Origin of the sequence: Streptomyces sp. JJ38 (assembly GCF_019303475.1) — a bacterium.
Lineage (GTDB): Bacteria > Actinomycetota > Actinomycetes > Streptomycetales > Streptomycetaceae > Streptomyces.
This window is the reverse complement of sequence record NZ_JABLSI010000004.1, coordinates 104,925-124,422: the sequence shown is the minus strand read 5'-3', so window position 1 is coordinate 124,422 and position 19,498 is coordinate 104,925. Positions and strand designations below refer to the sequence as shown.

The following is a 19,498-nucleotide window of genomic DNA, read 5'->3' as shown; positions in this document are numbered from 1 at the left end:
CGCCGAGCGGCGGCGGGGCATGCCACATGCGGTTATCGCCGATCAAGGGGGGTTTGTCCGGGTGTCGCGCAAGGGTGGGGCCGGTCGTCGCGGGGTCCGCACTGGGCGGAACTACGTTCCGTCATGCGATAATGGTTATCCATTTTGTGGAAATCTCCAAGGTGTCCCCCGGGGAGTCGTGAGACCCGAGCAGCCCTTGACTCCACTCCTCCGGAAGTGAAGACTTCAACAGAAAGTTGAAAAACCACGAAGGAGAGCCGGTTGGCCGCCACCCCGCCCCATGCTGACCTCGTCCTGCGCTCGACGCGCGTCGTCACCCCCGACACGACGGGCCCCGCGGCCGTCGCCGTCGCCGACGGCCGGATCGCCGCCGTGCTCCCGCACGACGCGCCGCCGCCGGCCGGCGCCACGGTCGTCGACGTCGGCGACGACATGCTGCTCCCCGGCCTCGTGGACACCCACGTCCACGTCAACGACCCCGGGCGCACCGAGTGGGAGGGGTTCTGGACGGCCACCCAGGCCGCCGCGGCCGGCGGCATCACCACGCTGCTCGACATGCCGCTGAACAGCCTGCCGCCCACCACCACGGCGGCCAACCTCGCGGTCAAGCAGGACGTGGCCCGGCCCAAGGCGCACGTCGACACCGGCTTCTGGGGCGGCGCGATCCCCGGCAACGTCAAGGAGCTGCGCCCCCTGCACGAGGCCGGAGTCTTCGGCTTCAAGTGCTTCCTGTCCCCCTCCGGCGTGGAGGAGTTCCCCGAGCTCGACCCCGCCGGGCTGGAGGCCGCCCTCACCGAGATCGCGGCCTTCGACGGTCTGCTCATCGTGCACGCCGAGGACCCGGGCCACCTCGGCAGCGCTCCGCAGCCGCACGGCCCGCGCTACGCCGACTTCCTCGCCTCCCGTCCCCGCGCGGCCGAGAACGACGCCATCGCGCTGCTCATCGACCTCGCCCGCACGCTGGACGCACGGGTGCACGTGCTGCACCTGTCCTCCTCCGACGCGCTGCCGATGATCGCCGCCGCCAAGCGGGACGGCGTCCGGGTCACCGTCGAGACCTGCCCGCACTTCCTCACCCTCACCGCCGAGGAGGTGCCCGACGGCGCCACCGAGTTCAAGTGCTGCCCGCCCATCCGCGAGCGGGAGAACCAGGACGCGCTGTGGGCCGGCCTGGCCGACGGCACGATCGACTGCGTCGTCTCCGACCACTCGCCCTGCACCGCCGACCTGAAGGTCGCCGACTTCGGCCAGGCCTGGGGCGGTATCTCCTCCCTCCAGCTCGGCCTGCCCGCGGTGTGGACGGAGGCCCGCAGGCGCGGCCACCGGCCCGAGGACGTCGTCCGCTGGATGGCAGCCGCCCCCGCCGCCCTCGCCGGGCTGGACGGCACCAAGGGCGGCATCGTCCCCGGACGGGACGCCGACTTCGCCGTCCTGGCGCCCGACGAGACCTTCACCGTGGACCCGGCCGAGCTCCACCACCGCAACCAGGTCACCGCCTACGCGGGCAAGACGCTGTCCGGCGTGGTCCGGTCCGCCTGGCTGCGCGGCGTGCAGATCACCGACCACGGCCGCACCATCGCCAAGACCGGCCGACTCATCGAGAGGACCTCCGCATGACCGCCCTGCCCCGCTTCACCGGTGACGCGAACCCCTACGGCGGCGGCGACCCGTACGCGGACTACCGCACCGCGGACTTCCCCTTCACCCGGTACGCCGACCTCGCCGACCGCCGCCTGGGCGCCGGCGTCATCGCCGCCAACGACGAGTTCTTCGCCCAGCGCGAGAACCTGCTGATCCCCAGCCGCGCCGAGTTCGACCCCGAGCACTTCGGCCACAAGGGCAAGGTCATGGACGGCTGGGAGACCCGCCGCCGCCGCGGCACCGACGCCGGTACCCCGCACCCCGCCGAGGACGACCACGACTGGGCCCTCGTCCGCCTCGGCACCCCCGGCGTGATCCGCGGCATCGTCGTGGACACCGCGCACTTCCGCGGCAACTACCCGCAGTCCGTCTCCGTCGAGGCCACCTCCGCGCCGCTGTCCGCGTCCCCCGAGGAGCTCCAGGCCGCGGACGTGAAGTGGACGACCCTCGTCCCGCGTACCCCCATCGGCGGCCACGCCGCCAACGGCTTCGCCGTCGACGTCGAGCAGCGCTTCACGCACCTGCGCGTCAACCAGCACCCCGACGGGGGCATCGCCCGGCTGCGCGTACACGGCGAGGTCGTCCCCGACCCCGCGTGGCTCGCGGCCCTCGGCTCCTTCGACGTCGTCGCGCTGGAGAACGGCGGCGCCGTGCTGGACGCGTCCGACCGCTTCTACTCCCCGGCCACCAACACCATCAACCCGGGCCGCTCGCAGAAGATGGACGACGGCTGGGAGACCCGCCGCCGCCGTGACCAGGGCAACGACTGGATCAGCTACGCCCTCGCCGGCCAGGCCACCATCCGCGCCGTCGAGATCGACACCGCCTACCTCAAGGGCAACTCGGCCGGCTGGGCCGCGCTCGTCGGCAAGGACGGCGAGGACGGTGAGTGGGTCGAGCTGCTCCCGCGCACCCGGCTGCAGCCGGACACCGTCCACCGGTTCCTGCTCGACGACGCCCCGGCGGCCACCCACGTCCGGCTGGACATCTTCCCCGACGGCGGCATCTCCCGGCTGCGTCTCTTCGGCTCCCTGACGACGGCGGGCGCCGAGGCCCTCACGGCCCGCTTCCGCCAGCTCGGCGGCTGACCGGGGGCACGCCCACGGCCCGCGCGCGGATGCGGCGCGCGGGCCCGCCCGTCCCACCCCGCGGCACCTGTCCGATACTGGTGCGGCCCGGACGGCCACGGCGGCGCACCCCGACCGGCTCCGCCGCTCGCCCGGCCAGGACCGAAGGGGTGAGGCACAATCGAGCTGATGAGTACGTACCGTGACCGCACGTCCTCCCACGGCTCGGCCCGGGCCACCGTGCTCCGCACCGTCGCCGCCCGCGGCACGTCCGGCGCCCGGGAGCGGCGCTCGCACCTGTCCGCGCCCCGCGTGCCCACGGTGGGCATCGACATCGGCGGCACGAAGGTGATGGCCGGTGTGGTGGACGCCGAGGGCACCATCGTGGAGAAGGTGCGCACGGAGACGCCGGACAAGTCCAAGAGCCCCAAGGTCGTCGAGGACGTCATCACCGAGCTGGTGCTCGACCTCTCCGACCGGCACGACGTGCACGCCGTCGGCATCGGCGCCGCGGGCTGGGTCGACGCCGACCGCTCCCGCGTGCTCTTCGCCCCGCATCTGGCGTGGCGGGACGAACCGCTGCGCGAGGCCCTCCAGGCCCGGCTGGCGGTGCCGGTCATGGTCGACAACGACGCCAACACCGCCGCCTGGGGGGAATGGCGCTTCGGAGCGGGCCGGGGCGAGGACCACCTCGTCATGATCACGCTCGGCACCGGTATCGGCGGCGCCATACTGGAGGACGGCCGGGTCAAGCGCGGCAAGTACGGGGTCGCCGGCGAGTTCGGCCACATGCAGGTCGTGCCGTCCGGTCACCGCTGCCCGTGCGGCAACCGCGGCTGCTGGGAGCAGTACAGCTCGGGCAACGCCCTGGTCCGCGAGGCCCGGGAGCTGGCCGCCGCCGACTCACCGGTGGCCCAGACCATCCTCGGCCGCGTCGGCGGCCGTACCGCCGACATCACCGGGCCGCTCGTCACCGACCTGGCCCGCGAGGGCGACCCGATGTGCGTCGAGCTCTTCCAGGACATCGGCCGCTGGCTCGGCATCGGGCTCGCCAACCTGGCCGCCGCCCTCGACCCGTCCTGCTTCGTCGTCGGCGGCGGTGTCAGCGCGGCCGGTGACCTGCTGATCGACCCGGCCCGCGAGGCCTTCCACCGCCATCTGACCGGCCGCGGCTACCGTCCCGAGGCCCGGATCGCGCGGGCCGAGCTCGGGCCCGAGGCCGGGCTCGTGGGCGCCGCCGACCTCGCCCGGCTCGTCGCCCGGCGCTTCCGCCGCGCCACGCGGCGCCGACTGGAACGGTACGAGCGCTATGAGCGGGCCGCCGCCCAGCTCGGGCTGACGCCGCGCGGCCGGGAGGTGAGCCGGTGACCGCCGTCCTCGACGACACCCGGCCCGAGCGCCCCGAGCGCCCCGAGCATCCCGAGCAGCCGGAGCCCCCCGGTCCGACGGCCCCGCCCCGGCGGCCGCGCCGCTGGCTCGCCGGGGCGGTGGTCGTGCTCCTCATCGCCGTCTCCGCGGCCTACATGGCCCTCTCCGCCTACCAGAGCCGCGACAGCGGCAAGGACAAGCAGGCCGTCGCCGCCGCGACCGGTCTGGAGTGGCGCTGGCCGCGCAAGGTGACCCGGCGTGTCTTCGAGGTGCCCATTCCCCGCGACTCGACCTACGTCGGCTACTACGAGCAGAACGCCTGGGAGACCAGCACCCTCTACGTCCAGTTCCGCACCTCGCCGGAGGAACTGGAGTGGTTCCTCGGCGAGCTGGGCACGAGCAACGCCCGCCTGAGCCCGGACGCCGACGCCGTCTCGGCGCGTCAGTCGGACGTCGTCGGCTGGGAGCTGGACCGCGCGGGCCACGACTACGCCGGCACCACCGTGGACCTGCCCGGCCTGCGGCCCGAGGTGGCCGTGACCGTCGACCGCACCCGCCCGGACCGCCCCCAGGTCTACGTCGTCTCCACCGCCTCCTTCTGACCACGCCGCACGCGGTTCCAGCACCAGACGACGGCGGCCACGCCGAGCAGGCCCGGTACGAGACGGCGGCGCCGGCCGGCGGCCCCACCGTGGCGGCCGCCACGCCGCGACGCGCCCCGCGGCGCCGGGGGTCCGGGGCCCCGGCCCGGGGAGAGCGGGGCCCCGGAGTCGTCGGCCGGCTCGGGAAGCGCCTGCGCGATCCGCTGCCAGACGCGCTCCGGGGGAGCGACCGGCAGGTCCGGCTCCTCGACGCCCCGCGCGACGCTGATCACCCGGGTCATGCGGTCCAGCTCCGCCGAGCAGCGCTCGCATGAGGCGATGTGCCGCAGGGCCGCGCCGTCCTCGTGGCGCCGGACGTCGTTTCCCAGCGCCAGTTCCACCAGGTGCGCGGACTCGACATGGGGCACCGCTGCCTCCTGCTCCTGTGCTCGGTCGCTGCCCGTACCGGTGCCGGAGCGTGCTCGGGCACGGACGAGCCCGGGTCGCTCAGCCCACGAGGGGCTCCGCGGTGACGACCAGGTTGGCCTGGTAGCCGCCCCGGTCGGGGACGAACGGGGGCGCGCACGTGACGAGCGTCAGCACCGGCGGCCCGGTTCGGCGGAAGGTGGAGTCCGGGAGTTCGCCCTTCGGCACCGTCGACCGGGCGGTGACGCGGTAGCGCGCCGGCCCGGCACCCTGACGGCCCACCTCGATCTCGTCGCCCGGTTCCACGTCGTAGAGCGCGGCGAACTCACCGAGGTCCCCGGTCTCGCTGTCCACGTGTCCGACGAGTACGGCCGAGCCGTGGGGGCCTCCGGGCACCGGACCGAAGCGGTACCAGCCCGCGACGGCCGGGTCGTCGGGGACGGCCACGCCGCCGGTCTCGTCGACGCCCACCGGCTCGACACGGGCGTCCAGGCCGACGTCCGGGACCTCGATCCGGTCGGGGGCGTTGCGACGGGGCGCGTTCGACCCGGTGTCCGGCCTGGTCGCCTCGCCGGACGGTGACGCACGGGATTCCACGACCCGCGCGGGGGCGTCGGGGCCGAAGTCGGGCGGTGCCCCGGTGGGGTCCGACGGAACGGTCTCCAGCACGGCGACCGCCGCGAGAGCGGCGGTCGCCAGCGAGGAGAGGACGATGAGCCGTCGGGTCCGGTCAGCCACGCCGACCAGCGGCCCGGCGGATCACCAGGGCGCCGGCCAGCGCGACCATGCCGCTCGCGGCCGCCCACGCCAGCCACTGGTCCGAGGAGTTGGTCCCGGCGGCCGCGCCGCTGTTGCTGCCCGCGTCCACACCGTTCGGTGCGGAGTCCATGCCCTTGAGCGTCTGTGTCGCGAGCGCCAGGTTCTCGTCCTCCGCGCTGCCCCAGGCGTAGACGATGGTGTTGGCACCCTCCTCCAGGTTCAGATCCGCCGGACCGATCGCCACGGTGTCGGTGCCGGCCAGCGTCACGTCGGCCGACACCGTGCCGGCGTCGACCACGGCCATGTCCTCGTTAGGGTTCTCCAGGCCCTTGAACACGGGCTGCTGGTCCGCCCGGACGTCCACGGCCGGCGCGGCGGCGACGTGGCGCACGGTCAGCCGCGCCTCGCCGGCGTCGATCTCGGAGACGTCGTTGACGAAGGCCGTGAGCTGGGGCTCGCCCTCGGCGGAGAGGTGGGCCGCGATGGTGGCGTTCGCGCCCTCCGGAACCTCTATCTCCTTCTCGATGGCCGGAGTGCCGTCGGGGCCCTGGCCGGCTTCGAAGACCTGGATGTCGTAGGTACCGGCGTCGAGGGCCTGGGGTTCGGTCACCGTGCCGGGCTCGAAGTCGCCCAGCAGTTCGTTCCCGTTGGCGTACACGTCCACGGTGAGACCGGGAACGCCGTGGAAGACGGAGACCATGGCGGAGTCGTCGGCGTCGGAGGCCGCCAACGCGGGTGCGGTGACGGAGAGGGCCAGGACGCAGGCCCCGGCCGAGGCGCCGAGGACGAGGGGGATTCGAGAAGTCATGAGAGTGATCCCTTCGTGACGAGACGCCCGGTGTGCCGTCTCGTATCTGTCGTGTATCTGTTTCCTGCGAGAGCGCCGCTCCGGATGCGGGCGGCGGGGTGATTCCGTCGCGTCTACGGGGCGTTGCCGTCGGCGACGCGACCCTGGTCGATCCCCTCGCGCAGCCGCAGGAGGCCGCGGCGGGCGTGGCTCTTGACCGTGCCCAGCGGCACGCCTGTGCGGCGGGAGATCTGCGCCTGGGTGAGGTCCTCGTAGAACGCCATGCACAGGACCTCGCGCTGGGGTTTCGGCAGGTGGGAGAGCGCGTCGACGAGCAGCACGCGGTCCAGGCCCTCATCCGGCGCGGCCATGTCGCCGGGGCGGCCGACGGCCTCGTGCGTCACCTTGTCGACGAGGGTGAGGCGCCTCGTCCTGGCCGCCAGCGCGTCGACGATCTTGCGGCGTGCGATGCCGACGAGCCAGCCACCGAGCGGCCCCCGCTCCGGGCGGTAGCCGTGCCGCCCGCGCCAGGCGCCGAGGAACACCTGCTGCGTCACGTCCTCGGCCTCGTGGGTGTCGCCGAGTGAGCGGGTGGCCATGGTGTGCACGAGCGCACCCCAGCGGCGGTAGACGGCCGCGAACGCGTCCTCGTCGGCGGCCCGCAGGCCCCGGGCGAGCTCCTCGTCGGACAGTCGGTCCTGTGCGGCCGGGGAGCGGGTGCTCCCGGGCCGGATGTCCGTGGGCCGGGTGTGCGTGGTCATGACCTGCTCCTCCTGCCGTGTGCGCCGCCGGCGGGGGCCGCCCGCGTAGCGGGTCCGGTCGGCGCGTGTGCCGTTGCCGGCGACGCGGTTCCACTCTCGCCAGAAGAAAACGACGCACACAACATGCATCGTTTGTGCGTCGTAATATGGAGGCATGCGAAGCGAGAGGAACCTCGGGGGAGAGGCGGACGAGCGTCCCGCGGGCGCGCTGACCACCGGGGAGGTGGCACGGCGGCTGGGCGTGGCGCCGACCACCGTCCGTTCGTGGGACCGGCGCTACGGGCTCGGTCCCCGGGAGCACACCGGTGGCCGCCACCGCCGCTGGGCGGCGGGCGACATCGCTCGCCTCGAGCGGATGTGCGCCCTGACGGCGACCGGCATGGCGCCCGCCGAGGCCGCGCGCCTGGCCCTCAGCGGCACGGACGCGCGGCCGCCGCGCGAGGCCGTCGCCACCCCGGTGCGGCCGGCGGGCCCACAGCGCGGGCGGGCCGGCTCCGGCATGCGGCTGGGCGACGTCCGCCATGAGTGCAAGGGAGTGGCTCGCGCGGCCCTGCGCCTCGACGCCCCCGCGCTCGACACGCTCCTGAGCGAGACCATCGCGGCGCACGGCCTGGTCACGGCCTGGACGGAGGTCATCATGCCCACGCTGCAGGCCGTCGGCCGCAAGTGGGAGACCTCGGGGGAGAGGTACGTCGAGGTCGAGCACTTCCTGTCCTGGCACGTCTCCGGCGCACTGCGGCGCCACGCCCCGCCCGTGGCCGCGGACCGGCCCGGCGCGACCACGGTGCTGGCCTGCGTGCCCGCGGAGAACCACACGCTGCCCCTGGAGGTGCTGGCCGCCGCCCTGGCCGAACGGGGCCTCCCGGTCCGCATGTTCGGCGGCGCCCTGCCCGTCGAGTCGCTCGTGGCCGCCGTGCGCAGGACCGGGCCGGCCGCGGTGGGGCTGTGGGCGCAGTCCCGGACCACGGCCAGCCGACCGCTCGCCCAGCACGTGTCGGCCCTCGAGTGGGGGGTCCGCGGCGCGCGCAGGAGGCCGGTCGTCCTGACGCTCGGTCCGGGCTGGGCGGGGCAGACCACCTCGGGGCTGCCGCATCCGGCCGGGCTGGCGGAGGCCGTCCGGACGGTGGAGGCGGCCGTGAACCGGTGAGCGGGGGATCCGCTCGGGGCCGGGCCGTGGTGGCGCCTGGCATCACCGGACGCGACGTGCTCGGCTGGACGCCGTGCGTGTTCGGCGCCCTCGTGTCGAAGAGAGCCGGAGGAAGAGGAAGATGAGCCGTCACCCCCGTCGTGTCGCGGACACCGTCGTCATCGGAGCGGGTCTCGCGGGCCTGGCCTGCGCCCTGGACCTGTGCCGCGCCGGACGGCGGGTGGCGCTGCTGGAGGCGTCCGACGCGGTCGGGGGCCGGATGCGCACCGACCGGCGGGACGGGTTCCTGCTGGACCGCGGGTTCCAGGTGGTGAACACCTCGTACCCCCAGTTGAAGCGGCGCCTGGACCTGCGGGGTCTGCGGCTGAGGCCGTTCACCCCGGGCTTCGTGGCGCACACCTCGGCGGGCCCCGTCCGCCTGACGGACCCCACGCGGCGGCCGTCGGCGGCGGGGGATCTGGTGCCCGGCCGGGCACTGCCCGCCCGGGACCTGGCCGCCATGACCGCACTGACCGCGCGGGACGCCCTCGCCCCCGTCCGCCTCCTCAAGCACGGCGCGGACCGGTCCACCGCCGACGCCCTCACGCGCGCCGGGGTGTCGGCGCAGACGGTCACCGAGATCCTGCGGCCCTTCCTGTCGGGGGTGTTCCTGGAAGACCGGCTGGAGACCTCCGCCCGGTTCTTCCACCTGGTCTGGCGGAGCATGGTCCGGGGGACGCTCTGTCTGCCCGCGGACGGCGTCGGCGCCGTGCCCGCTCGCCTGGCACAGCGCCTGCCAGGTGAGGTTCTCCGGCTGGAGACGCCCGTCGCCGCCGTCACCGCCTCGGGCGTGCTGCTGGACGACGGCTCCGAAATGCCGGCCGCCACCGTCGTCGTGGCGACGGACGCGGCCGCCGCCGCCCGCCTGCTGCCGGGCCTGGCCGTGCCGGACAGCCGGACGGTCACCACCTACTACCATGCCGCCGAACGCACCCCACTGGCCGAGCCGACCCTGGTGGTGGACAGCTTTGGGGAGGTGCTGAACACCTGCGTGCTGACCGAGGCGGCCCCCACCTACGCACCGCCGGGCACCGCGCTGATCTCCACGTCCGTGCTCGGCGAGGACCGGCCCGGCGTGGCCGAGGCCGCGCTCCGCCGCCTGGCCGGGCTGTACGGCACGGACACGAGCGGCTGGCGTCGGATCGCCGCCTACACCGTCCGGGGCGCCCTGCCGGCCATGCGGCCCCCGTGGCCGCTGAGCCGCACCACACGGCTGTCCGCGGCCAGATACGTGTGCGGGGACCACCGGGCGACCGGCTCCGTGCAGGGCGCGCTGGCCTCGGGCACGCGGGCCGCCCGGGAGGTTCTCACCGACCTGGACCGCGCATGACGGCCGGCCTGACGGCCCGTGCCGCATCCAGCGGCCGCCGCCACCCGGAAGAGGAGGCGAGAGGCAACGCCTCGACTGACCTTCGCGATCGGGAGTGCGATGTGAAACTCGACGGCGCGCGCGTGCTGGTGGCCGGCGCGACCGGTACGCTCGGCGGCGCCCTCGTCGCCGAACTGGCCGACCGTGGCGCCCGGCTGACGCTTGCCGGACGCGACCCGGTGCGCCTCGTGCGCGCGGCCCGGGCGTATCCCGGAACTCCGGCCGTCGTCTTCGACGCCTACGACCCCGACTCCTGCGCCCGCGCCGTGCACGGCGCGGCGGCCGGAATGGGCGGGCTCGACGCGGTCGTCACGGCCTTCGGAACGGTCGCGTTCGGCCCGGCGGCCGAGGTCGGTGACGAGATCGCGGAACACCTCGTCGCCGTCAACGTCCTGGCACCCGCCGCCTTCTTCCGCGCCGCGCTCACCGTCATGGAACCCGGTTCCACGATCGCCGCCTTCACCGGCGTGGTCGCGCAGCGCCCGCAGCCGGGGATGGCCGACTACAGCGCCTCCAAGGCCGCGCTGAGCGCCTGGCTGGCCGCCGCGCGCCGCGAGGCCGGGGCGCACGGCATCCACGTCCTGGACATCTGTCCCGGGCACCTGGAAACGGGCTTCGCCGACCGGGCCGTGGCGGGCACGGCCCCGCCGACGCCTCCCGGAGGCGACCCGCTGCGCGTCGTCGCCGCCGTGGCCGACGCGATGGAGGCGGACGCCGAACTCCTGCGCAGCGCCGCGGACGGGACCCCCGTCGTCGAACGGCGCGCCCGGTGAGCCGGTCCTCCAGCCCTCGCGACACCGCATCCGACGTGGTCATCGTCGGTGGCGGCGCGGCCGGGCTCAGTCTCGCCCACCGGCTGACGGAACCCGGCTCCCCCACCCTCACCCTCGTCGAGGCACCGGACGGCCCCCGGCGTCCTGCCGAGCGGACCTGGTGCTACTGGGACCGCGGGAACGGCCAGTTCGAGCAGGCGGTCACCGCCTCCTGGCACCGTCTGCGCGTCCACGGCACCGACGGCCGCCCGGTTATCGTGGACCCGGCGCCGCTGCGCTACCGGATGCTCCGCTCCACGGACGTCGAACAGCTGGTGCACACCCGACTGGCCGGCACGCCAGGCGCCCGTGTCCTGCGCGCGACCGCGGACACGGTGCGCAACACGGCCGACGGCGCGGAGGTCCGGTGCACGACCCCGGACGGCCGGACGCTGACACTCCGCGCCCGCCACGTCTTCGACTCCCGCCCGCGCCCCACGCCGCCACCGGCCCGGACGCGGCTGCTGCAGCACTTCCGCGGCTGGTTCGTACGCACCGAGGGCGAGGCCTTCGACCCCACGGTCGCCGACCTGATGGACTTCCGGGTTCCGCAGCCGCCCCACGGGCTCGCCTTCGGCTACGTCCTGCCCCTCACGCCGAACCGAGCCCTCGTCGAGTACACGGAGTTCTCCCGGAGCCCGCTGAGCACGAGCGCGTACGAGGTGGCGCTGGCCCACTACTGCCGCGACGTCCTGGGGCTCGGTGCCGTCACCGTGGAGTCGGCGGAGCAGGGCGTCATCCCCATGACCGACGCGCGCTTCGCCCGTCAGGCCGGCCCCGCCGTCTTCAGGATCGGGGCCGCGGGTGGTGCCACCCGCCCGTCGACCGGCTACACCTTCGCCGCCGTGCAGCGGCAGAGCCGGGCCATCGCCGCCGGCCTGCGCGCGGGCCGCGCCCGCGCGTTCCCGCCCCACGGCAGGCGCGCGTTGGCCATGGACGCCGTGCTGCTGCGGGCCCTGGACACCGGTCGCCTCGACGGCCCCGACTTCTTCACCCGCCTGTTCCGCCGTGTGCCCGCCGAACGCCTGCTGCGCTTCCTCGACGGCGACACGTCGCCGTGGGAGGAGTGGGGTGTCGGCCTGCGGACCCCGGTGGGCCCTATGCTCCGGACCGTCGTCGAACTCCCCTTTCTCCCGCACCGCTTCCCCACCGCCCCGCGCACCGCGCACCGAACCGGAGACGACCACCGATGACACTGCTGCGCGACCACGACCTGGCCCGCGCCTTCGACCACGCCGCGCACACCTACGACCGCCTCACGGCGCTCAACCCCGGCTACCGCTCGGATCTCCTCCGCTCGGCACGCCGGCTGCGCCTGCCCCGGAACGGCGCCGGGGCGCACGTGCTGGACCTGGGCTGCGGTACCGGAGCCTCCACCCGGGCGCTCCTGCGGGCGGCGCCGCGCGCGCGGATCACGGCCGTCGACGCCTCGCCGGGCATGCTGCGGCGGGCTCTGGCGAAACCGTGGCCGGCCACGGTGCGTTTCCGGCATCTGCGCGCCGAGGAGGCGGCGACGGCCGGTGAGGGGCCGTACGACGCGGTGTTCGCCGCCTACCTGTTCCGCAACGTCACGGACCCTGACGACGTGCTGCGGACGGCCCGGTCCCTGTTGCGGCCGGGCGGCCGACTCGCCGTCCACGAGTACAGCCTCAGCGGCTCCGCTCCCCACCGGGCACTGTGGACGGCCGTGTGCCGCGGCGTGATCATCCCCGCGGGCACGCTCGGCGGCGACGGCGCGCTCTACCGCCACCTGTGGCGCAGCGTCCTCGACTTCGACACCGTGCCCGCCTTCTGCGCGCGGCTGGCGGACGCGGGGTTCACCGGCGTGCGCGCCGTTCCCGTCGCCGGATGGCAGACCGGCATCGTGCACACCTTCCTCGCGCGCAACGAGGCCGCTTTGGCAGCGGAGGCGGACCGGTGAGCGCCTCCCCCCGGGCGGCCCGACGGGGCCGCGACCGCAGAGCCGAGATCATCAGGCCCGCCGCCGGCCGGGACCGCTTCGCCCCCGAGGACGCCCCGGGCCTCGCCGTGGTCGGTGGGGGCATCGCCGGGCTCGCGGCGGCCACCCTGTTGGCGGAGCGCGGGGCCCGCGTCACCCTCTACGAGGGCCAGAGCACGCTCGGCGGCCGTCTCGCGGGGTGGCCCACGCGCCTCGCGGACGGCTCCGAGGCGACCATGAGCCGCGGCTTCCACGCCTTCTTCCGCCAGTACTACAACCTGCGCGGCCTGCTGCGGCGGACCGACCCCGGGCTCGACCGGCTCCGGCCGCTGCCCGACTACCCGCTCCGGCACAGCGGCGGGCTCACCGACAGCTTCGCAAGCGTCCCGCGCACCCCACCGCTGAGCGCGCTCGGATTCGTCGCCCTGAGCCCCACCTTCGGCTGGCGCGACCTGGCGGCCATGGCCCCCCGGGCCGCGCTCCCCCTCCTCGACGTCCGCGTGCCCGAGGTCTACGAGCGCTTCGACGGCCTGAGCGCGACGGCGTTCCTGGAGCGCGTGCGTTTCCCCGAGGCCGCGCACCACCTGGCCTTCGAGGTGTTCTCGCGCAGCTTCTTCGCCGATCCCCGCGAACTGTCCGCCGCGGAACTGCTGCTGATGTTCCACATCTACTTCCTCGGTTCCGCCGAGGGCCTGCTCTTCGACGTGCCCACCGAGCCCTTCCCCCAGGCCCTGTGGGAGCCGCTCGGGGCCTACCTCCGGCGTCTGGGAGCCGACCTGCGCACCGGCACCCCGGTGCGCGGCCTCCACCTCGGGGCCGGCGGGGGAGTGGAGGTGCTGACCGACGGCGGTGTCGACCACCACGAGGCCGCGGTGCTCGCCCTCGACCCCGCGGCGCTGCGGGCGCTCGTCTCCGTCTCACCCGGCCTCGGCACCCCGGCCTGGCGCGACGACGTCGAGGCCATGAGGACCGCGCCTCCCTTCCTCGTCTCCCGGCTCTGGCTCGACCGGCCGGTCGCCGCCGACCGCCCGGGTTTCCTCGGCACCAGCGGCTACGACGGCCTCGACAACATCAGCGTCCTGGACCGCTACGAGGGGGAGGCCGCTCGCTGGGCCGCGCGGACCGGCGGCTCGGTGGTGGAACTGCACGGCTACGCCGCGACCGGTCCCCGGGAGGCCGTCCGGGAGCGCCTCGTCGACGGCCTGCGCCGCGTCTACCCGGAGACGGAGCGCGCCGGGCTCGTGGACGCCCGGCACGAGTGGCGTGCCGACTGCCCCCTCTTCCCGGTCGGTTCCCACGCCCGGCGGCCGGCCGTGGCCACCCCCGACCCGCGGGTGACGCTGGCCGGTGACGCGATCCGCTGCGACCTGCCCGTGGCGCTCATGGAACGCGCCGCCACGACCGGGTTCCTGGCGGCCGGCGCGCTGCTCGCCCGCTGGGGTGTGCGCGGCCAGACGCTGTGGACGGTCCCGAGGACGGGCCGCTCACGCGCGCTGCGGGCCCTCGGCAGGCTCGCGGACCGCCGGGGCCCTGACGAGCGCGGCGTACCGGACCCCGTGGGCTGAGGGGGCCGGGCCGGGCCGACCGCCCGGCCCCCTCAGCCCGGGAACCGTCCCCTGCTGCGCAGCGCCCAGCGCCGCTCCGCGTAGGCGAGGTCGTCGCGCCACAGCCGCCCGGCCGTCCGCCGCATCAGCGGCCGCAGCGCGGGCGCGGCGGCCCGGGCCAGGGCGAAGCCGCGTCGCCCGGAGGCGGCGACGACCGCCTCCACGACGGCGGTCCTCGGCTGCTCGGCGGCGTCGCCGGTCAGCGGCGTGGCGTGCGTCTCCACCACTGACGTGGCCCCCTCGCCCTCCGTGATGCGCATGACGACGGTCCGGGGCCCGGGAGCTGTGAACTCGGCCCGGACCGGAACCACCAGACGGCCGGTCACCCGGAAGGAGACGTCGACGACGAAGACGTCGTCCTCCTCACCCCGCGGCGGCCGGGCCACCGTCAGGTCCACGAACGAGTACGGGTGGAACCACGCGCCGTGCCACGGGTCCAGCCGGTTGGCGACCACGTCCTCGGGCTCGCAGCGGCCGGCCGCCGTGAAGACGGCGTCCACCCCCCGGTCCGGCTCCGGCCGCGCGGGCACCACGGGCCGCTCCGACGGTTCCTCGCCGCCGATCGCGTCCAGCCGCACCCACACCAGCACGCCGTCGTCGTGGACCGGGTACGGCTCCCACCCGGCGAAGGCGCCGCCGTCCAGGGCCAGCCCGTGCCAGTGGCACACCAGCGTGCCGCACACCACCCGGCTCTCCCGCAGCGGCGCACCGAGATGCGGGCAGGCGCCCGGGCCCGCGTGCAGGGCACCGGACTCCGAGCGCCACAGCACGATCTCGACGCCGCCCACCGTCCGGCCGCGGGGGCGGTCACCGGGGCGCACGTCCCGCGAGGCGCCGACGACGAACCAGTTGCCGGAGGGGCGCGCCGACGCCCGCTTGAGCGCGTCGGCGATCAGCGCCGGGCGTGCCGCTCGCCAGGTCGGCTCCTGCGCGGCCCAGCCGGTACCCCGACGACGCCGGAGCGGGGATGTCCAGCCCTTGGGGCGGAAACGATCCGATCGGCCGCTCACTTCACAGGCCCCTTCCACTGGAGTGCCGCGCCGCCCGCCCGGTGGGCCGGGTGCCCGGGGCGGCGTCGCCGCCGCCGGGCGGCCGCGACGCGGACGAGACCGGCCGCCGCCACGGCCGCCCGGCGCCCGCGCGGTACCACCGCGCGGCGGTGCAGCACGCTGTAGCCCTGGTCCGCGATCGCGTCGAGGATGCCGCCGTAGAGGGCGAACGCGGCGCGGATACACGGTCGGGTGAGCGGGTCGAGCATGGCGATGCCCGGTTCCGCCGCCCGGTACACCTTCCGCGTCAGGGCCTCGGCGGCGACGAGGGCCTGACGGATGCGGGGGTCGGTCCGGCCCGTGCGGCGGCTCCACTCCAGCAGCGGCCGGTCCACGCCGTGGGCGGCCAGCAGGTCCGCCGGCAGGTAGACGCGCCCCCGGTCCAGGTCCTCGCCCACGTCCCGGAGGAAGTTGGTGAGCTGGAACGCGACGCCGAGGTCGGCGGCGTGCGGTGCCGCCTCCTGGCGGGGGACGACGGTGCCGAGCACCGGCAGCATCTGCAGCCCGATCACGGCGGCCGAGCCGTGCATGTAGGACCGCAGGTCCTCGTAGGTCGGGTAGTCCGTCACGCTCAGATCGCTGCGCATCGACGTCAGGAAGTCGGCGAACAGCACGTGCTCGATGTCGTAGCGGGCCGCGGTGTCGGCGACGGCGCGCACCACGGGCTCGTCGCCCACGCCGGTGCGCAGCCCGTGGGCGAGGTCGCTCTCCAGACGCAGCAACAGCCGGTCGCGCTCGTCCGGCGTCCGGCGCCGGTCGAGGTCGTCCACGATGTCGTCCGCCCAGCGGGCGAAGCCGTACAGGGCGTGCACGGCGGAGCGCCGCTCCACCGGAAGCAGCCGGGTCGCCAGGAAGTAGGTCCTGCCGTGCCGGGCGTTGAGCCGCCGGCACCGGGTGTAGGCCGCCCGCAGGGCGGGGTCGGTGATGCCGGCGGCGTCCAGTTCACGACGGGTCATGCGCGCCTTCCGGGGTCGAGGCGGGGGTGCGGGCGCCGTGCGGTGGCGGGCAGGGGCGCGTGGGACGACGCATCCGAACCCCGCCGGTCACGCGCTCGGCGGCGAGCTTGCCGCTGATGAGCACCGGCGGCACGCCGACGCCGGGTGTGGTGCCGCAGCCGGCCAGGACGACGTTCTCCACGCCGCGCACGAGGTTGCGGGGACGGAACGGGCCGGTCTGGGCGAAGGTGTGCGACACCGAGAAGGGGCTGCCCGCGGCGTGCCCCTGTGCCGCCCAGTCGAGCGGCGTCACGAGCAGCTCGTCCTGGACGCTGTCGGCGAACCCGTGGAGGCCCCGGCGCTCCAACTCCGCGACCAGGCTGTCGCGGTAGCGCGGCCCCAGGTCACGCCACGCGGCGGCGGAGGGACCGACGGCGGTGTTGGGACAGGGCGCCAGCACGTAGTGGAGGTGCCGCCCCGGCGGCGCCAGCCGCGGGTCGTGCGCGGTGGGCCGGGTGATCAGGAACGAGGGGTCGCTCATGAGCCGTCCCGAGCGGGTCAGCTCCTCGAAGGTGCGCTCCCACGCGTCCCCGAAGGACAGGGTGTGGTGGGCGAGGCCAGGCCAGGTGCGATCCGTTCCGGCGTGCAGGATGACGGCCGAGGGCGAGTACCGCAGGGGCACGGGGCGCTTCGGAGCCCGCCCCAGGAGCCGGTGGGCCGTCGGCAGTTCACAGGTCAGCACCACGGCGTCGCAGGGGATCCGCTCGCCCGAGGCCAGTCGGACGGCGCGGACCCGGCCCACCGATCTCTCCAGCTCGGTGACCTCGGACGACCAGCGGAACCGGGCGCCCGCGGACTGTGCCGCGTTCGCCATCCCCCGGGGCAGGGCGTGCACGCCCCCCTGGGGGAACCAGACGCCGGCCACGGTGTCCATGTACGCGATCACCGCGTAGGCCGCGAGGGCCCTGGCCGGGGCCACCCCGGCGTACAGGGCCTGGAAGGAGAAGACGCGGCGCAGCCGGGGATCGGCGAGGAAGCGGCCGATGCGCCGGTCGAGCCGTCCGAAACCGCCCAGCGCGGCCAGGCGCGCCAGGTCGGGGTGCAGCAGGCGCAGGGGCGAGTCGAAGTTCGTGTCGACGAACCGGCGCATCTGGGCCCGGTACAGCTTCCCCAGCCAGACGCGCAGCTCACGGTAGCCCGCAGCCTCCGCGGGGCCGGCGAACCGCCTGACCTCGGCCTCCATCGCCCCGCCGTCGGTGTGGACGTCGAGCGAGCTCCCGTCCGCGAACCGGGCCCGGTAGGCGGGGTGCAGGGCGGTCAGCTCCACGTGACGGTCGAGGCTGTCGCCCACGGCCGCGAACGCCTCCTCGGCCAGGTGCGGCATGGTCAGTACCGTGGGCCCGGTGTCCAGTTCGTAGCCCCCCAGACGCCGGTGTCCGGCCCGGCCGCCCGGTCCGGCGTCCCGTTCGACGACCGTCACCGCGCGGCCCGCGCCGAGCAGGTGCAGGGCGCAGGCGAGCCCGGACAGGCCGGCGCCCACCACGACCACGTGGTCCGTCGGACCCGTCACCGTCCTCATGCCGCCTCCCCGGTGTGCTCCGGGGCCACGCCCGAGGCCCGTTCGACGAGCGCGGCGAACTCCCGCCGTACGACGGGCCCGGCGCCCGTCCCGCCGAAGTGCCGCACGCTCTCCGCGGCCAGCCGCCTGATCTTCGCCTCGACGGCGGACCGCGCCCCGCCGCGCTCCAGGGCGCCACGCATGCGCCGTACCGCGTCGTCCGACAGGGGCGGCGGCTCGCCGGGCGAGAGGTCGGCCGCGGTCGCGTGGTCGCCGGAGTCCTCGGCCAGTTTGAGGCCGATGGCGAGCAGACAGGTGAGCTTGCACGACCGGAGGTCGTCGTCGGACGGCTTGCCCGTCAGCGCCGGATCGCCGAACGTGCCGATGAGATCGTCGCGGAGCTGGAAGGCCAGCCCGGCACACCGTCCGGCGCGGCGCAGCGCCTCCAGGGTCCGCGCGTCGGCGCCGGCCAGGACCGCGCCCAGGGCCAGGGGCCGCTCGACGGTGTAGAGCGCGCTCTTGAGGGTGGCGATGGTCAGGGCCTCGTCGGCGTCCGCGGCCCCGATGGCCTGGGCCCGGACGTCCCGGTACTGTCCGGCGACCATCTCGGTGCGCATCTCCTGCCACTCGCGGTGCAGGCGCTGACCGCAGGGTGTCCCCAACGCCGTCTCGGCCAGCAGATCGTCCGCCCAGGCCAGCGCCAGGTCCCCGGCCAGCACGGCGGCGGACGTCGCGAACGCCCCGGCCGGGCCGGACATCCGGGCGGCCCGGTGCAGGCGGGCGAGGTCGACGTGCATCGCCGGTCCGCCCCGGCGCAGCGGTGAACCGTCCATCACGTCGTCGTGGATGAGGGCGCAGGCCTGCAGGAGTTCGAGGGCCGCGCCCGTACGCAGAACCGCCGTGGCGTCCCCCGAACCGCCGGCGGCCCGCCAGCCGGACCACACGAACGCGGTGCGCAGCCGTTTGCCCCCGCCCCGCACGAAGGCGGTGACCCGCTCGGCGACGTCGCGGGCGAAGACCGGATCCGTGTCGCGGGCCAGGCTCAGCCGCTCGTCGAGGACGTGGCCGAGTTCCGCCTCGGCGGCCCGGATGGCGTCACGGGCGGTGAGCGGACCGTCGACCGGCCTGACCGGTTCGGCCGCGGTGGGCCGCAGTACCAGCATGCACAACCCCTTTTCACTCTCGGTCACCTGCACACCTGTGCTTCTGTCGCGTGCCCCTGGGCGGATGCGCTGACGACGGCCCGGCGCGCGGCTCGTCGCCGGGGACGTTCGGGCACGGAGCCCGGGGACGCCGGGGCGCGGCGAACGCCTCGGCCGGTCTCGTATGCCCCGGCGCGGGGGTGCGGCCGACGTGGTGGGCGGAGCGGAGGAGCGGGGGCTGAGCTGGTCGCCGAGGTGCCGGTGCACGGGGCGTTCCTCCTCAGTCGCGACCACGGGCGTGCCGGTCCCGTCAGCGGGGCGGGCACGCGCCGGGGGTCGAGCGAGGCGGGCACGTCGAGCCGCGGGGGCCGCACGCCGCGTGCACGGAGCGGTGCGTACACGCGGGGCGGTCGGCGGCTGCGGTGTGCCACGGTTGCTCACAGATCGTAGCGCTCGCCGGGGATGTCCGGCGTGAGGACACGGTGGGGCGCGTGTCCCGGCCGGGCCCCGGCGG

The 19,498-nt window shown here is 75.4% G+C and carries 18 protein-coding genes; 10 read left to right on the top strand and 8 right to left on the bottom strand.

Annotated features, from left to right (window positions below; genetic code table 11):
• Nucleotides 1-261: 261 nt before the first annotated feature.
• From allB to HPT28_RS03215, 4 genes are all read left to right on the top strand, one after another.
• The gene (gene allB, locus HPT28_RS03230) at nt 262-1,617 is read left to right on the top strand and encodes an allantoinase AllB (RefSeq protein WP_219088987.1); all 1,356 of its coding nucleotides are present in this window, start codon (nt 262-264) and stop codon (nt 1,615-1,617) included.
• Nucleotides 1,614-2,729, top strand: a complete 1,116-nt coding sequence (alc, locus tag HPT28_RS03225; RefSeq protein WP_219088985.1) for an allantoicase — start codon at nt 1,614-1,616, stop codon at nt 2,727-2,729. The genes allB and alc overlap by 4 nt, the downstream gene beginning before the upstream one ends.
• Nucleotides 2,730-2,897: 168 nt before the next feature.
• Nucleotides 2,898-4,076 (top strand): ROK family glucokinase, encoded by a 1,179-nt coding sequence (locus HPT28_RS03220; RefSeq protein ID WP_219088983.1) that lies wholly within the window; start codon nt 2,898-2,900, stop codon nt 4,074-4,076.
• A complete protein-coding gene (locus HPT28_RS03215; RefSeq protein WP_219088981.1) occupies nt 4,073-4,678 on the top strand; it encodes a hypothetical protein in 606 nt (201 codons plus the stop codon). Before HPT28_RS03220 ends, HPT28_RS03215 begins: the two co-directional genes overlap by 4 nt.
• Here the strand turns inward: HPT28_RS03215 and HPT28_RS03210 are convergent.
• From HPT28_RS03210 to HPT28_RS03195, 4 genes are all read right to left on the bottom strand, one after another.
• On the bottom strand, nt 4,651-5,085 hold the full coding sequence (locus HPT28_RS03210; protein WP_219088979.1) for a hypothetical protein: 435 nt from the start codon (nt 5,083-5,085) through the stop codon (nt 4,651-4,653). The genes HPT28_RS03215 and HPT28_RS03210 overlap by 28 nt on opposite strands.
• A 79-nt stretch (nt 5,086-5,164) precedes the next feature.
• On the bottom strand, nt 5,165-5,821 hold the full coding sequence (locus tag HPT28_RS03205; protein WP_308119053.1) for a class F sortase: 657 nt from the start codon (nt 5,819-5,821) through the stop codon (nt 5,165-5,167).
• Nucleotides 5,814-6,650 carry a DUF4397 domain-containing protein gene (locus tag HPT28_RS03200; protein WP_219088977.1) on the bottom strand — a complete coding sequence of 279 codons (837 nt, stop codon included), beginning with the start codon at nt 6,648-6,650 and terminating at the stop codon, nt 5,814-5,816. The genes HPT28_RS03205 and HPT28_RS03200 overlap by 8 nt, the downstream gene beginning before the upstream one ends.
• Nucleotides 6,651-6,763: 113 nt before the next feature.
• Nucleotides 6,764-7,390, bottom strand: a complete 627-nt coding sequence (locus HPT28_RS03195; RefSeq protein WP_219088975.1) for a sigma-70 family RNA polymerase sigma factor — start codon at nt 7,388-7,390, stop codon at nt 6,764-6,766.
• Between the two features lie 154 nt (nt 7,391-7,544).
• On the opposite strand from HPT28_RS03195, the gene HPT28_RS03190 reads away from it, so the two are divergent.
• The 6 genes from HPT28_RS03190 (at nt 7,545) to HPT28_RS03165 (ending at nt 14,261) form a co-directional block, all read left to right on the top strand.
• Nucleotides 7,545-8,537, top strand: coding sequence for a MerR family transcriptional regulator (locus HPT28_RS03190; protein ID WP_219088973.1), 993 nt, complete (start codon nt 7,545-7,547; stop codon nt 8,535-8,537).
• A gap of 121 nt (nt 8,538-8,658) precedes the next feature.
• Nucleotides 8,659-9,906: an NAD(P)/FAD-dependent oxidoreductase gene (locus tag HPT28_RS03185; protein ID WP_219088971.1), complete on the top strand. Its 1,248-nt coding sequence runs from the start codon at nt 8,659-8,661 to the stop codon at nt 9,904-9,906.
• Between the two features lie 101 nt (nt 9,907-10,007).
• On the top strand, nt 10,008-10,718 hold the full coding sequence (locus tag HPT28_RS03180) for an SDR family oxidoreductase (RefSeq protein ID WP_219088969.1): 711 nt from the start codon (nt 10,008-10,010) through the stop codon (nt 10,716-10,718).
• Nucleotides 10,715-11,950, top strand: a complete 1,236-nt coding sequence (locus HPT28_RS03175) for a lycopene cyclase family protein (RefSeq protein WP_219088967.1) — start codon at nt 10,715-10,717, stop codon at nt 11,948-11,950. Before HPT28_RS03180 ends, HPT28_RS03175 begins: the two co-directional genes overlap by 4 nt.
• Nucleotides 11,947-12,678, top strand: a complete 732-nt coding sequence (locus tag HPT28_RS03170; RefSeq protein WP_219088965.1) for a methyltransferase domain-containing protein — start codon at nt 11,947-11,949, stop codon at nt 12,676-12,678. The genes HPT28_RS03175 and HPT28_RS03170 overlap by 4 nt, the downstream gene beginning before the upstream one ends.
• On the top strand, nt 12,675-14,261 hold the full coding sequence (locus HPT28_RS03165) for an FAD-dependent oxidoreductase (protein WP_308119052.1): 1,587 nt from the start codon (nt 12,675-12,677) through the stop codon (nt 14,259-14,261). Before HPT28_RS03170 ends, HPT28_RS03165 begins: the two co-directional genes overlap by 4 nt.
• Nucleotides 14,262-14,293: 32 nt before the next feature.
• Here the strand turns inward: HPT28_RS03165 and HPT28_RS03160 are convergent, their stop codons facing one another.
• From HPT28_RS03160 to HPT28_RS03145, 4 genes are read right to left on the bottom strand one after another with little or no spacing between them, the layout of a single operon-like run.
• Nucleotides 14,294-15,310 carry a DUF5914 domain-containing protein gene (locus HPT28_RS03160; protein WP_219088962.1) on the bottom strand — a complete coding sequence of 339 codons (1,017 nt, stop codon included), beginning with the start codon at nt 15,308-15,310 and terminating at the stop codon, nt 14,294-14,296.
• Nucleotides 15,307-16,305, bottom strand: coding sequence for a phytoene/squalene synthase family protein (locus tag HPT28_RS03155; protein ID WP_219088960.1), 999 nt, complete (start codon nt 16,303-16,305; stop codon nt 15,307-15,309). The genes HPT28_RS03160 and HPT28_RS03155 overlap by 4 nt, the downstream gene beginning before the upstream one ends.
• Complete coding sequence (gene crtI, locus HPT28_RS03150) at nt 16,292-17,863, bottom strand: phytoene desaturase family protein (protein WP_219088958.1); 1,572 nt, start codon at nt 17,861-17,863, stop codon at nt 16,292-16,294. Before crtI ends, HPT28_RS03155 begins: the two co-directional genes overlap by 14 nt.
• Nucleotides 17,860-19,005: a polyprenyl synthetase family protein gene (locus tag HPT28_RS03145; protein WP_219089105.1), complete on the bottom strand. Its 1,146-nt coding sequence runs from the start codon at nt 19,003-19,005 to the stop codon at nt 17,860-17,862. Before HPT28_RS03145 ends, crtI begins: the two co-directional genes overlap by 4 nt.
• Nucleotides 19,006-19,498 lie beyond the last annotated feature (493 nt).